The following is a 14543-nucleotide window of genomic DNA, read 5'->3' on the forward strand; positions in this document are numbered from 1 at the left end:
GCCGAGCGATATCGCCACGACGGCGAATCGAAGACTGCAACCATCCCGGTGGCGGAAGGAGAAAAGGATTTCCATGAACGGCAAGTTCCGTAACCTCGGAAGCTGGCGCGCATTGTCGCTACCCGCCTGTCCGCTACCCGCGGATCGTCAGCGCTATTTCTACACGCTGTCGCAGCTCTACCTGATCGCGGCCGTCGTCTACCTGTTCGATTTCATTCCGATGTTCTGGCTGCTGAGCGATACGCGGCTATTCATCATCAGCGTGACCGGGCTGGGCATGACCGTGGTCGCCCGCGAGCTGCATCGGCGGGGCCACATGGGCGCCGGCGTATCGCTGATGCTGAGCATGATGACGGCGCATATGCTGGCCTCGATCGGCACGTACGGCAGTGGCCTGGGCTTCGAGCTGTATTTCGCGCTGATCCTGCTGGTCACCTACATCAGCGCCTTGCGCCAGATCGCCAAGCTCGGGGTCAGCCTGGCGGTGATGGGCCTGACGACCTATCAATTGATGGGAACCCCCGAAGTGACGCTCGTCGACAGGCTGGGAGGCTGGGCGCCCCAGGTCCTGCTGATCGCCAATCTGGCGACCGTAGGAGTGCTGTTCGCGGTGATTCTGCGCCGCTTGGAGGGGGTTTCCCAACGCCTCGAGATCAGCTATCGGCGTCAGGCCCATCACGATGCCCTGACCGGGGTGTTCAATCGGCGTGCCGTGCTGCACGAGATCGAGCTCGCGCTGGACAATGCGCGGCCGTTTGCGCTGCTGATGATCGACATCGACCATTTCAAGACGATCAACGACCGCTATGGGCACAAGCTTGGCGACCGAGCGCTGTGTCATCTGGTGGAGTGCCTGCGGGTGAGTCTGCGCGACGAGGATACCCTGGGCCGTTACGGCGGCGAGGAGTTCATCGCCGTGCTGCACGGCAAGAGCCATGGCGAGGCGCTGTGTGCCGCCGAGCGTCTGGCCTCGGCCGTGCGCGAAACGTCCTACGCGCTTGAGAGTGGCGCCTTGAACATGACCCTCAGCATCGGTGTGGCGGTCGATGGCGAGGCCCAGGATATCGACAACCTGATCGCGCTGGCCGACCGGCGACTCTACCAGGCCAAGCGCGACGGTCGCGACCGGGTCTGTGGCACCGACACCCCGGCGATGCAAGGCGAGATACCGGTGGTGCTCGACAGGGCGGCCGAACAGATGCGCGCGGTGTTCGAGCGGGCCAGCTGACCCGCTGCCCTGCGGTCGCTTACAGCGCGGCGATCTTGTCGCGCTGTTCGGCGAGCGCCGCGCGGCTGGCCCTGGCCTCGGCCAGCTTGGCGCGCTCCTTGTCGACCACCGCGGCGGGCGCCTTGGCAATGAACCCTTGGTTGCCGAGCTTCTTCTCGATGCCGCCGATGAACGCATCCTGCTTGTCGAGCTCCTTGGTCAGGCGCTTGAGTTCGGCGTGCTTGTCGATCAGCTCGGCCATCGGCACCAGCACTTCCATGTCGCCGACCAGTTGCGTCGCCGCCAGCGGCGCCGCGGCCGGATCGTCGAGCCAGCGGACGCTTTCCAGCTTGGCGAGCTTGGCGAGGAACACCCGGTTGGCGGCGAGGCGCTCGCGGTCGCCTGCGCTGCCCTTGGCCAGCAGCACGTCGAGCGACTTGCCCGGTGCCAGGTTCATCTCGGCGCGAATGTTGCGCACCGCGACGATCACCCCCTTGAGCCACTCGATATCGCGCTCGGCCTGCGCGTCGCGCTTGTCGGCATCCGCCTGAGGCCATGGTTGGCTCATCACCGACTGCGCGCCGTTGCCATCTGCCTTGCCGGCCAGCGGTGCGACCCTTTGCCAGATCTCCTCGGCGATGAACGGCATCATCGGCTGGGCCAGGCGCAGGATCGTCTCGAGTACGTGCACCAGCGTGCGCCGAGTGCCCCGCTTGGCGGCGGGCGAGGCGTTGTCGGTCGCTCCCGACATCCTGTCTCCCGCGACATTGGCACTTCCCTGTGCGGCATCCCACAGCACCGGCTTGGAGAGCTCCAGATACCAGTCGCAGTATTCGTTCCAGACGAATTCGTAGAGCGCCTGCGAAGCCTGGTCGAAGCGGTATTCATCGAGCGCCTTGGTGATCTGGGTCGCGGTGTGCTGCAGACGCGAGACGATCCAGCGATCCGCCAGCGACAGCTCCACCGCCTGGCCGTCGTCGCCCAAGTCCTGGCCCTCGGTGTTCATCAGCACGTAGCGCGAGGCGTTCCACAGCTTGTTGCAGAAGTTGCGGAAGCCGTCGAGGCGGCCCATGTCGAACTTGATGTCGCGTCCGGTGGTGGCCAGCGACAGGAAGGTGAAGCGCAGCGCGTCGGTGCCATGGGGCTCGATGCCCGCGGGGAATTCGTCGCGGGTCGCCTTGTCGATGGCGCGCGCCTTGTGCGGCTGCATCATGTTGCCGGTGCGCTTGGCGGCCAGGCTTTCCAGGTCGATGCCGTCGATCAGGTCGATGGGGTCGAGCACGTTGCCCTTGGACTTGGACATCTTCTGGCCCTGGGCGTCGCGCACCAGGCCGTGCACGTAGACCTGCTTGAAGGGCACCTCGCCGGTGAATTTACACGTCAGCATGATCATCCGCGCGACCCAGAAGAAGATGATGTCGAAGCCGGTGACCAGCACGCTGGTGGGGTGGAAGGTCTTAAGCTCCTCGGTCTGTTCGGGCCAGCCCAGGGTGCCGAAGGTCCACAACCCGGAGCTGAACCAGGTGTCGAGCACGTCGTCGTCCTGGGTGAGGATCACCTCGGGGGCCAGGTCGTATTTCTCGCGCGCCTCGGCCTCGCTGCGCGCGACGTACACGCCGCCCTCGGGGTCGTACCAGGCGGGGATGCGATGGCCCCACCACAGCTGGCGCGAGATGCACCAGTCCTGCAGGTCGCGCATCCAGGCGAAGTACATGTTCTCGTAATTCCTGGGCACGAACTCGATGTCGCCATTCTCCACCGCCGCGATCGCCGGCTTGGCCAGGCTCTCGACGGCGACGAACCACTGGTCCGTCAGCAGCGGCTCGATGACGTCGCCGGAACGATCGCCATAGGGCAGGGTGTTGGTGACGCTTTCGGTCTTCTCGAGCAGCCCGGCTGACTGCATGTCGGCGACGATCGCCTCGCGGGCGGCGTAGCGGTCGAGCCCCTGGTAGGCGGCGGGCAGGCCGGGGTCGATGTCGGCGTTGGGCGTGCCGTCGAGGTTGAAGACCTCGGCGGCGTCGCGGATCTGCGCGTCGGGGGTGAACACGTTGATCAGCACATGGCCCTGGCGCTTGCCCACCGCGTAGTCGTTGAAGTCGTGGGCGGGGGTGATCTTCACGCAGCCCGAGCCCTTGTCCATGTCGGCGTGTTCGTCGGCGACGACGGGAATCCGCCGGCCGACCAGCGGCAGTTCGATGAATGTGCCGACCAGCGAGGCATAGCGCGGGTCGGCCGGGTTGACCGCCACGCCGGTATCGCCGAGCAGCGTCTCCGGGCGGGTGGTGGCGACGACGAGATAGTTCTTGCCGTCGTCGGTGGTCGCGCCGTCGGCCAGCGGATAGCGGAAGTGCCAGAACTGGCCCTGCTGCTCGCGGTTTTCCACCTCGAGATCGGAGATCGCGGTGTGCAGCGTCGGGTCCCAGTTGACCAGGCGCTTGCCGCGGTAGATCAGGCCCTCGTCGAACAGCCGCACGAAGACTTCCTGGACCGCCTTGTAGAAGCCGTCGTCCATGGTGAAGCGTTCGCGGCTCCAGTCGACGCTGGCGCCCATACGGCGCAACTGCCGGGTGATGTGGCCGCCGGACTCGGCCTTCCACTCCCAGACCTTGTCGATGAACGCCTCGCGGCCCAGGTCGTGGCGGCTCTGGCCGCTCTCGGCGGCGATCTTGCGCTCGACCAGCATCTGGGTGGCGATTCCGGCATGATCGGTGCCTACCTGCCACAGCGTGTTGCGGCCCTGCATGCGCTGGTAGCGGGTCAGCGTATCCATGAGGGTGTCCTGGAACGCATGGCCCATGTGCAGGCTGCCGGTGACGTTGGGCGGCGGGATCATGATCGAGAAGGGCTGACCTTCGCCCGAGGGCGCGAAACGGTTGTCGGCTTCCCAGCGCTGGTACCAGCGGGTCTCGATCTGTTCGGGTTGGTAGGTCTTGTCCATGGAGCGCTCTTGTGAAGATGGCGGCATCGGCCCGGCGGCCCGGCTAAGTTGTGCAAGTGAGCGGCGCGGCGGGCTCGGCCGAACGGCTGATGAAAATGGGCCCGATTATAGCGCCCGGGGTCGGCAACGTCATGAGTGGCCAGAAAGCTAGGCGCCTACAGCTTGTGCGCCTTCACCGGGTAGCCGCGCTGCTTGTAGGTCTGCCAGCAATCGCGCTTGGCAGTGAGGATGGCCTGGTGCTGGTTGATGATCTCGGCGACCCGCTCGAAGCGCGAGAACCATTCGGGGATCGTCAGACTCAGGTTGAGCATCGCCTCGCTGCCCGGCGCATCGAGGGCCGGCTCGGGCAGCGCCTGCCAGCCGATGGTCACCGGCACGTCGTGGCCGCTGTCGCTCAGCGCGTGCGGCACGTAACTGTCTTCGCGAAAGGTCCACAGCCGCTCGTCGAACGCCTGGGCCTCGTCCTCGTCCTGGGTGTGCACGTGCAGCCGGTAGCCCTTGCGGTAGATGGTCTCGGCCAGCCGGCAGGCGAAGTCGAGGCGCGCCTCGCGGGTGGTATCGGGCAGGATGTAGAAGTCGACGTGGGTCACGGCTAGGGCCTGATGATGGGCTATGGGCTATGGGCTACGGGCTATGGGCTACGGGCTACGGGCTACGGGCTACGGGCTACGGGCTACGGGCTATGGGCTATGGGCTATGGGGGCGTGGGAGGGAATTTATTCCCGATGGCGGTGGGCACTGTACCTCCCCGGCCATACCGGGCGCCTGACGGCGCCAATCGGGAACAAGTTCCCTCCCACAAAGGCCCCTGACCATGCTCCTGAGCCACCTTCATCGGGAACAAGTTCCCTCCCACCCGGCTGCGAGTCGGCGCTGTACTGCTCGCGACTCGCAGCCCGTCGCCCGATTGCGAGGGCTTACGCCAGGCGCGTCAGCCAGCCGTGGGTATCCTCGCGGCGTCCGTACTGCAGGTCGAGCAGCTGGGTGCGCAGGCGCTTGCCGATCTCGCCGCCGCCGTCGACGAGGCGGATGCGCTCGTCGTCGCTGACCAGCTCGCCGATCGGCGTGACCACCGCCGCGGTGCCGCAGGCGAAGACTTCTTGGATCTCGCCGGAGGCGGCGCCGTCGCGCCATTCGTCGATGCTGATGTGGCGCTCTTCCGGGGTCAGGCCCTCATCGCGGGCCAGCTGCATGATCGAGTCGCGGGTCACCCCCTCGAGAATGGTGCCGGTCAGCTTGGGCGTGACGATCCGCCCGTCGCGGTAGACGAAGAACAGGTTCATGCCGCCGAGCTCCTCGACCCACTTGTTCTCCACCGCGTCGAGGAAGGCGACCTGAGCGCAGCCATGCGCCTCGGCTTCCTTCTGTGCGGCCAGCGAGGCGGCATAGTTGCCGCCGCACTTGGCGTAGCCGGTGCCGCCGGGGGCGGCGCGCTTGTAGTTCGACGACAGCCAGATCGATACCGGCTTGACGCCGCCCTTGAAGTACGCCGCCGCCGGCGAGGCGATCACGTAGTAGTCGACCTCCTTCGACGGGCGCACGCCGAGGAATTTCTCGCTGGCGATCATGAAAGGACGCAGGTAGAGACTGGTCTCCTCGGCGGCGCTGGCCGGGGTGGGCACCCAGGCGTCATCCTGGGCGACCAGGGCCTCGAGCGAGCCGATGAAGTCGTGGTCGCCGAGTTCGGGCAGTGCCAGGCGTCGCGCCGAGGCGCGAAAGCGCGCGGCGTTCTTCTCGGGGCGGAAGGTCCACACCGAGCCGTCGGCGTGCCGATAGGCCTTGATGCCCTCGAAGATTTCCTGGGCGTAGTGCAGCACGGCGGTGGCGGGGTCGAGGGTCAGCGGGCCGTAGGGGCGCACTTCATGACCGTGCCAACCCTTGTCCGCGGTCCAGCGGATATGCGCCATGTGGTCGCTGAAGTAACGGCCGAAGCCGGAATTGCCGAGGATCTCGTCACGGATGGCGGCATCCGTGGGGTGGGCGTTAGGCCGTACGTCAAAGCCAGAGGTGGTCACCGGAAGTCTCCGTTACAGGGCTGGGCCCCGGCGGGTGGCGAATCGCCGGGCCGTGGACCGTTGCGGTTGGGCGTCGCCATGCCGACCAGACCGGCGCAGCGAACGATGACAGCGAGAATGACATACCCGACCCGAGCCGGGAAAGCCCGGCTCGGGTCGGTGCAGCGAGAATCAGCATGCAACGGCGTGTCGAGAAGCGCCGCGCGGCTACGCGACGTTTTCCGGGGTCTCGCCCAGCTCGGTCTCGCGATCCAGCAGGTATTGGGTCAGCAGGCCCACGGGGCGGCCGCTGGCGCCTTTCTGCTTGCCCGAGGTCCAGGCGGTGCCGGCGATGTCGAGGTGCGCCCAAGGGTAGGTATCGGTGAAGCGCGACAGGAAACACGCCGCGGTGATCGAGCCGGCCGGGCGCCCGCCGATGTTGGCCAGATCGGCGAAGTTGGAGTCGAGCTGGCTCTGGTAGTCGTCCCACAGCGGCATGTGCCAGGCACGATCCCAGGCGGTTTCGCCGGCGTCGAGCAGGTCCAGCGCCAAGTCGTCGTCGTTGGAAAACAGCCCGGTGGCATGATGGCCCAGGGCGATCACCGCCGCGCCGGTGAGGGTGGCGATGTCGACCACGCTGGCCGGCTGGTAGCGCTCGGCGTAGGTCAGCGCATCGCACAGCACCAGACGGCCTTCGGCGTCGGTATTGAGCACCTCGACGGTCAGCCCCTTGAGGGTCTTGATGATGTCGCCGGGCTTGGTGGCACGGCCGTCGGGCATGTTCTCGGCGCTGGCGACGATCGCCACCACGTTGATCCGGGGCTTGAGCGCGAGCAGCGACTTGACGGTGCCGAACACGCTGGCGGCACCGCACATGTCGAACTTCATCTCGTCCATGTCGGCGCCCGGCTTGAGCGAGATGCCGCCGGTATCGAAGGTGATGCCCTTGCCGATGAGCACGTGGGGCGCCTCTTCAGCGTCGTCGGCGCCCTGGTAGCGCATCACGATCAGTCGCGAGGGCTCTTCGCTGCCGCGGCCCACCGACAGCAGCGAGTGCGCGCCGAGCGCCTCGAGCGCTTGTTCGTCGAGGATCTCGACATCGAGCGCGCCGGCCGAATTGCGGCCGAGCTGCTCGGCCTGTGCCGCCAGATAGCGCGGCGTGCAGACGTTGCTCGGCAGGTTGCCCAGGGTACGCGCGTAGTTGATACCTTCGCCGATGGCGCGGCCGACGAGGGCTCCGCGTTGGCCGGCGGTGGCTTCGGCGGCGTCGCTGAGCAGCAGCCCGACGCGCGACAAACGCGGAGCCGGCGCGGGCTCGGACTTGAATTCGCTGAAGCGATAGATGGCGCGCTGCGCGGCTTCGGCCGTCGCGCGGGCTTTCCAGTCAGCGTCGCGGTCGGGCACGGGCACGTCGCCAAAGGCCACCACGGCCTCGTCGAGCGGCAGTTTCACCAGCGCCTGGAAGGTGGCGTCCAGCGCGCTGCGCAGGCTGGCCTCGTTGCACTTGGCGCGCGTGCCGAGGCCGACCAGCATCAGGCGCTCGGCGGCCAGGCCCGGCGCGAAGGGAATCAACTGCACATTGCCGAGCCCGGCAGCGAAGTCGCCGCGCTCGATCAGCTGGCCGATCAGGCGCTCGCTGGCGTCGTCGAGCTTGGCGGCTACCGGGAGCAAGTCACCATCGGTGAATACCGGAACCACGAGGCAGGCCGTCTCGACCTTGGCCGGGTTGACGGTGAGAACAGGAAATTCCATGACATCTCCACGACAGATAGTGTGCGCGACCGCCTTGCTGACGAGACAGGCGAGCCGGGATTCTGGATAATGCCGGCACTGACACATGGCCGGCTGAACTCCCCCAGTGTACGCAAAGCACTGTGCCATTGCATGGACCGTCATACAGCGTCAGGGAGACCGATTTGATAATTTTCCGCTATCTGACCCGCGAGATACTGGTCACCATGGGGGCCGTTGCCGGCGTCCTGTTGCTGGTCATCATGGGCAGTCGCTTCATTCGCTATTTTTCCAGCGCCGCCGAAGGCGAGATCCCGGTCAGCATGCTGGGCACCCTGATGCTCTTCAATCTGCCGGGCTTCCTCGAGCTGATCCTGCCGCTGGCGTTCTTCCTGGGCATCCTGCTGGCCTACGGCCAGCTCTATCTGAACAGCGAGATCACCGTGCTGGTGGCCTGCGGTACCAGTCCCAACCGGCTGCTGCGGGTGACCATGCTGCCCGCTGCGCTGATCACCCTGCTGGTGGCGCTGTGCAGTCTGTGGCTGACCCCGGCGGGCGGTCGCTATAACGAGATGCTGATCGAGGAGCAGCAGAGTCGGCTGGATTTTTCGGCGCTCACGCCGGGGCGCTTTCTGGACTTCGGTGATGGTCGTACCGCCTATACCGAGTCGTTCAACGACGATCAGACGCGCATGCGTCAGGTCTTCATCAGCGAGCGTCAACAGCGCGACGACGGCAGCCCCGAAACCGTGGTGACACGGGCCGAGGGCGGCTATCAGACCACCGATGAGCAAACCGGCAGCCGCTTTCTGGTGCTGACCGATGGCGAGCGCTACAGTGTCGAGCCAGGACGCAATGTCGCCGAACGGCTGGAATTCAGCACCTATGCGGTGCGCCTGTCGCGTGCCGCGGAGATGGCCCAGCTCGACGACGCCGAGTACGCCTCGACGCCGGCGCTGATCGCCTCGGATGACGACGAGTCTATGGCCCAGCTGCAATGGCGGCTGAGCATGCCGCTGATGATTCCCATCCTGACCCTGCTGGCGTTGCCGCTGTCGCGGGTCAACCCCCGCCAGGGGCGCTTCGCCAAGCTGCTGCCGGCGATCTTTCTGCACATCAGCTACCTCAGCCTGCTGCTGGCGGCGCTCGATGCCATCGGTCGTGGCTCGCTGTCGCCGGCCATCGGCATGTGGCCAATCCACGCGGTCTATCTGCTGCTCGGGCTAGGCTTGCTGCGACGTTCGCAACTGGGAGGCAATCGCTGATGCTGGCCGACCGTTTCGACCGTTACATCGCCCGCAACGTGCTGGCGGCGATGCTGGTGGTACAGCTGGTCCTGCTCGGGCTCGACCTGGTGATCAGTTTCATCAACGATCTCAACGACGTCGAAGGCAACTACAGCGCTTTCGACGTGCTGCTCTATCTGGGCCTGCGCTTGCCCTGGCGGTTCTATCAGTACGCCCCGGTGGCGGTATTGATTGGCGCGCTGATCGGGCTGGGCAGCATGGCCTCGAGCAACGAACTGACGGTGATGCGCGCTGCCGGGCGCTCGCTGGTGCGCATTCTCTGGGGGGTGATGAAGCCGGTCGGCCTGGTGGTGATCCTGCTGCTGGTGATCGCCGAATTCGTGACGCCGCGCAGCGAGCAGTTCGCCGAGGCGTGGCGGCTCGAGCAACTGGAGGGCGCCGGTGCGGTACTCAGCCAGCGCGGCGGTTGGCAACGCGAGGGCGATGCCTTCTATCGCTTCGGGGCGATCCGCGCTGACGATACCGTGATCGACCTGACCCGTTATCGCTTCGAAGGCCAGCGGCTGACCGAGGCCACTCATGCGCAGCGCGCCGTATGGCAGGGCGATCGTTGGGTACTCGAAAACGTCGACACTACCCGCTTCACTGATACCACCACCGAAACGCAGCAGGCGCGCCGGCAAGTCTGGCAGACCGCGTTCTCGCCGGCCCAGCTCAACCGGCTATTGCGCGATATTGAAAGTCAGGCACCCAGCGAGCTGTGGGCCTATGCGCAGTATCTGCATTCTCAGGGGCTCGCCGCCACCCAGCCGCTGCTGTATTTCTGGCAGAAGCTGATCATGCCGCTGACTCTGGTGTCGCTGGTGCTGGTCGCGGCCTCGTTCGTGTTCGGCCCGTTGCGCAGTGTTGCTGCGGGCACCCGGGTGTTCTACGGGGTGATCGTCGGGCTGAGTTTCAAGTACTTGCAGGACCTGCTGGCACCGGCCTCGACGCTGTTCGGCTTCTCGCCGATCTGGGCGGTGCTGACGCCGACCCTGGTCTCTGCGGCGTTGGGGTTGTATCTGTTGCGACGCAGCGGCTAGGAGCCCGTCGGACTTGACACTGACCTACTGCGAATCCCGGCCTTTCGGCCAATTCCATCGATCCATTTCGTTAAATAGCGCGCTATTCGCCTCAATCGATCGATAAATTTGACTCGAAACCCGTGCTTCTCGTGACGATCGGCCAAGCCCGACAGACTCCTAGAACGTTCCATGACATACGTTAGCGACCGGCCATCGCGGGCATGGTGTTGCGATTATGGTTGCGGTTCGGTATGCGAATCATTTACATTACCTTCGCGATGCCAAGCGAGGTGCTTATGTACGTATGTCTATGCAAGGGCGTTTCCGACAAGGCCATCCGCCAGGCGGTGGCACAGGGCGCGCGTAGTTGGCGCGACGTCCGCGAGCAGACCGGCTGCGCGACCCAGTGCGGCAAGTGCGCCTGCATGGGCAAGACGATCGCTCGCAATGCCATGGCGCAATGCGCCCTGGAGCAAGGCGTCGCTGAGCAATCCGCCGCGATGCGCCAGCCGGCGATGCTGACCGACTTGGCTTACGCGCTCTGATTAAGCGTCGCCGACTCAGCGATCAAAGTCGCCCTCGTTATGATCCGCCAACCCTTGTCATCTGCAAGTGACTATACGTAACACATTGCCTTTATTGGACTTTTTTCTTCTTGTCGGCAATACTTCCAGTATCGACAATGCTGGGTGTAATCGTGTGCCCGGCGCAGGCAGAGCAAGGCGGATGAGGAGATTCCCATGAAAGGCGATAGCAAGGTCATCGAGCACCTCAACAAGGCGTTGGGCAACGAGCTGGTGGCGATCAACCAGTACTTCCTGCACGCCAAGATGTACAAGGACTGGGGGCTGCTCGGTCTGGCCAAGTGGGAATACGACGAATCGATCGAGGAGATGCGCCACGCCGATGCCTATATCGAGCGCATCCTGTTCCTCGAGGGACTGCCCAACCTGCAGGACCTGGGCAAGCTGCGCATCGGCGAAAACACCCGCGAAATGCTCGAAAGCGACCTGGCCATCGAGCACGAGGGGCGCAACGATCTGATCGAGGCGATCGCCTATTGCGAGCAGGTGCGGGATTACGTCAGCCGTGACCTGTTCCGCAAGGTCCTCGACGACGAGGAAGAGCACATCGACATCATCGAAACCGAGCTCGGCCTGATCGACAAGGTGGGCCTCGAGAATTACCTGCAGAAGAAGATGCACGAGTCCGACGAGGGCTGAATGCGTGCAGGCGCCTGACCGGTGTTGTGCGAAAATGTGCCCCGCGGAAGCTGTGTGAAGACCGCTTCCTGAACTGGCAAGATGGCCGTGGACTCACCCGTTCACGGCTATTGTTGTAGGCGACACCGGCAAGGATCGCCCCGCGGCCAGACTCCCGCTGCTTTCTACTAGCCTTGAAGACTCCGTCCCGCAAGATCGCCCGGTGCGGGTGGTTGGTGCCCTGTGGGGATCCCCTGGGCGTATCGAAATGGGGGCGGCAAGACATGTACCGTGGCAAGTACCCCCGAAGGGCTGGTGGAAATCCACGCCGGGGCTTATGTTGAGGGCACATGGTTCGTTATGACGGTCAGTCACGGAGTCCTGCCATGACCCGCACGCTGAAACCGCCACCCCGGCGTGGTGCGATGCGTCGCAAGCCCCGCACGGCCCGGGCCACCGGCCGGCCCCTGGATATCGACCGACTGCTCGACCGGTTGGTGAGCGTCGCCGTGCTCGTCGCGCTGACGGTCGGGCTTGCAGCGCTGGTGGTGAGCCTGCTCGACTAGCGTGCCGTTTGTGCCGGTTCGACCTCCTCGAAGCGGTCGACCCGGCGCAGCGGGGCGAAGCCCCATAGCCACAGCCCGACCACGGCCAGGGTGCCGACGCCGCCGATGACCGCCGCGGGCACCACGCCGAACCATGCCGCGCTGGTGCCGGCGCGGAACTCGCCGAGCTCGTTGGACGAGCCGATGAACAGCATGTTGACGGCGTTGACCCGGCCGCGCATGTCGTCCGGCGTGGCCAGTTGCAGCAAGGTCAGGCGGATGTTGACGCTGATCATGTCGGCGGCGCCGGCGATCACCAGCGCCGCCATCGACAGCCAGAACGTCTCGGACAGCGCGAACACCAGGTTAGCCGCACCGAACATCGCCACGGCGGCGAACATCACCCAGCCGACATGTCGACGGATCGCCTGCACGCCGAGATACACGCCCATCAGCAGCGCGCCCAAACCCTGCGGCCCGACATGCAGGATCTCCTGGGCATAGATCGGCAGCAGGGCGATTACTCCGCCCAACAGCACGGCGAACAGATCGAGCGAGATCACGCCGAGGATGATCGGCTTGGCGCGGATATAACCGATGCCGGCGGTGAAGGCGCGGGCACAGCCGAACAGCGCCAGTACGGCGTAGTACCCGCTCACGTCGCGCGACGAGGTATAGGAGAGCCATAGCAGCAGGCCGCTGCACACCGCCTGCAACGCCCAACTAGCCTGCAGGATGCGCTTGCGCTCGAAGCGATCGACCAGGTCTCCGGCGGGCAGCAACAGCACGACCATCGGCAGGAACTGGGCGAGGCCGACGTAGGCCAGCGAGAGCGGATCGCGAGTGATGTCGTAGACCTGCCAGGCGACCACCACCGCCTGGATCTGCATGGCGAACACCGCGGCCAGGCGCGACAGCAGAAAGGCCAGGAAACCGGACTGGCGATAGACCTTGTCGCTGGTTTCGAGGGTCGAGTCGGCGTCGGGCTGGGTGGTTCGCGGCTAGCTATTATGGGGCGGGTAGAAAGGCCAGGAAACCGGACTGGCGATAGACCTTGTCGCTGGTTTCGAGGGGCGAGTCGGCGTCGGGCTGGGTGGTTCGCGGCTAGCTATTATGGGGCGGGGTCGAAGGGGGGCGGGGCGTCGCTGGGCATGAGCTTTCCGGGCAAAGGTGAGCCGAAAATTCGGTTCATCGCACTTTGCCGGGAAAAGCGGCCCGGATCTTCAGGAAGAAGTACGCCGTGTCACGGTACCCGTAGGCCATCCGTTTGATGACCTTGATCCGATTGTTCATGCCCTCCAGCACACTGGTGTTCAGCCGGTGTCGAGCGCTGGAGATGATCCCCTCCAGGTAGGGTTCCAACCGCCTGGTGAACCGCGCCAAGGCATCGATGCCGCTGCTGATTGCCATGTCGTACCACTCCCGCCAGGCGCTTCGAGCGGTGGCTTCGTCGTCGGCAAACCATAGGGTCTTGAGCTGATCCTTGAGCAGATACGCCGTGGTTAGTGAGGCATTGACCGCCAGCAACTCATCCAGCTTCACCGCCTGCTCGGGCTTGAGGTTGTCGGCATTGCGCAGCAGCAACCAGCGGCTGCCCTTGATCACCCTGCGGGCCGCCTTGTCGTCGCGCAGCTGGTTGGCCTGATCGACGCGCACCCGATTCATCACCTCGCGCCCGTACTTGGCCACCACATGGAAGCGGTCGTAGACCACCTCGGCATTGGGACATTGGGCCTTCACCTCGAGATCGAAGGCCGAATTCATGTCCATGGCGACGGCCTCGATCCGCTCTCGCGCCTCGCCCAGCCACTCGAAGAACGGGCGGATCGCATCGCGGGAGCGGCCTTCGCCGATCCATACCACCTGCTGGGTGTCAGCGCAGGCGACCACGGTGGCGTAGCGGTGCCCCTTGTGCAGGGCGAACTCGTCCATCATCAGGCGCCTCAACCGTGTTGGGTCCGGTGCCGGCAGGTCGCGTTGCAGGCGCTGCTTGTCGAGGGTCTTGACGGTATGCCAGTGCAAGCCGACCAGATCCGCGACATGCCGGATCGGCAGCAACGTAACCAAACGCTCCACCCACTGGCGCAGCGTGGTGGTGACCGGCGAGCGCCCGGGTAACCAGTCGATGCGCTCTCGTGTCGGGCCACAGACCGGGCAGCGCAAGCGTCGCACCGGGACGTCGAGCTCCACCCGGTAGATCAGCAGTGGTGCCTCACGGACGCGCCGGCGATGCACGTCATGCACCAGGAAACAGGCATGGTCGCAGCCGCTGCAGACGGGCGGGACCCGGTCATCGGGCTCCAGCTGGAGCCGCAGCGTCTGAGCATCCAGGAACTCGTGGTGGGTGACGGTGAAGCCTTTCCAGAACAGGTTGAGCGGGGTAGCATCCATGGTAACGGCGGTATCCGTAGGCAGACGTTTGTGGTGAACATCAGCATATACGGATTTACCGCCGTTTTTCTATCCTGCCTTCACCGCAAACCCTGCCTGTTTCACGCTGATCTGCGAAGAACCGAAAATTCTACGCCCCGCGACGGATAAGGTCATTACGGCTAACTGATAAGCGGCTAATGACCCGCTGGATGGCCACTATCGCGGCTTGGGTCGAACCT

Annotated in this window: 11 protein-coding genes and 1 pseudogene; 6 read left to right on the plus strand and 6 right to left on the minus strand. The window is 65.1% G+C overall.

Features of this window, described 5'->3' with window-relative positions; translation table 11 throughout:
• The first annotated feature begins 73 nt into the window (after positions 1–73).
• Positions 74–1228: a GGDEF domain-containing protein gene (locus tag HALZIN_RS17045; RefSeq protein ID WP_051907319.1), complete on the plus strand. Its 1155-nt coding sequence runs from the start codon at positions 74–76 to the stop codon at positions 1226–1228.
• A gap of 19 nt (positions 1229–1247) precedes the next feature.
• On the opposite strand, the gene HALZIN_RS0101545 is transcribed toward HALZIN_RS17045, so the two are convergent.
• From HALZIN_RS0101545 to HALZIN_RS0101560, 4 genes are all read right to left on the minus strand, one after another.
• Complete coding sequence (locus HALZIN_RS0101545; protein WP_031382498.1) at positions 1248–4148, minus strand: valine--tRNA ligase; 2901 nt, start codon at positions 4146–4148, stop codon at positions 1248–1250.
• Between the two features lie 155 nt (positions 4149–4303).
• The gene (locus tag HALZIN_RS0101550; protein WP_031382499.1) at positions 4304–4738 is read right to left on the minus strand and encodes a DNA polymerase III subunit chi; all 435 of its coding nucleotides are present in this window, start codon (positions 4736–4738) and stop codon (positions 4304–4306) included.
• 327 nt (positions 4739–5065) lie between these two features.
• Positions 5066–6163: a branched-chain amino acid aminotransferase gene (locus HALZIN_RS0101555; protein WP_031382500.1), complete on the minus strand. Its 1098-nt coding sequence runs from the start codon at positions 6161–6163 to the stop codon at positions 5066–5068.
• A gap of 207 nt (positions 6164–6370) precedes the next feature.
• A complete protein-coding gene (locus HALZIN_RS0101560) occupies positions 6371–7894 on the minus strand; it encodes a leucyl aminopeptidase (protein WP_031382501.1) in 1524 nt (507 codons plus the stop codon).
• A 164-nt stretch (positions 7895–8058) separates the two neighbouring features.
• Between HALZIN_RS0101560 and lptF the strand changes: the two genes are divergently transcribed.
• From lptF to HALZIN_RS0101585, 5 genes are all read left to right on the plus strand, one after another.
• Positions 8059–9138, plus strand: coding sequence for an LPS export ABC transporter permease LptF (gene lptF, locus HALZIN_RS0101565; protein WP_031382502.1), 1080 nt, complete (start codon positions 8059–8061; stop codon positions 9136–9138).
• On the plus strand, positions 9138–10202 hold the full coding sequence (gene lptG / locus HALZIN_RS0101570; RefSeq protein WP_031382503.1) for an LPS export ABC transporter permease LptG: 1065 nt from the start codon (positions 9138–9140) through the stop codon (positions 10200–10202). The genes lptF and lptG overlap by 1 nt, the downstream gene beginning before the upstream one ends.
• Before the next feature lie 278 nt (positions 10203–10480).
• Complete coding sequence (locus HALZIN_RS0101575) at positions 10481–10729, plus strand: bacterioferritin-associated ferredoxin (RefSeq protein WP_084173656.1); 249 nt, start codon at positions 10481–10483, stop codon at positions 10727–10729.
• A 195-nt stretch (positions 10730–10924) separates the two neighbouring features.
• Entirely contained in the window at positions 10925–11407 is a 483-nt protein-coding gene (gene bfr, locus HALZIN_RS0101580) for a bacterioferritin (protein ID WP_031382505.1), read from the plus strand.
• Positions 11408–11772: 365 nt separating this feature from the next.
• Positions 11773–11952, plus strand: coding sequence for a hypothetical protein (locus tag HALZIN_RS0101585; protein ID WP_031382506.1), 180 nt, complete (start codon positions 11773–11775; stop codon positions 11950–11952).
• Here HALZIN_RS0101585 and HALZIN_RS0101590 read toward each other — a convergent pair.
• Positions 11949–12863 (minus strand): annotated as a pseudogene (locus HALZIN_RS0101590) (MFS transporter); the annotation flags it as partial. The gene HALZIN_RS0101585 and the pseudogene HALZIN_RS0101590 overlap by 4 nt on opposite strands.
• Before the next feature lie 256 nt (positions 12864–13119).
• Positions 13120–14322 (minus strand): ISL3 family transposase, encoded by a 1203-nt coding sequence (locus HALZIN_RS0101595; protein ID WP_031382508.1) that lies wholly within the window; start codon positions 14320–14322, stop codon positions 13120–13122.
• Between the last annotated feature and the right edge of the window lie 221 nt (positions 14323–14543).

The sequence above is a fragment of the Halomonas zincidurans B6 genome (assembly GCF_000731955.1).
Classification (GTDB): Bacteria; Pseudomonadota; Gammaproteobacteria; order Pseudomonadales; family Halomonadaceae; genus Modicisalibacter; species Modicisalibacter zincidurans.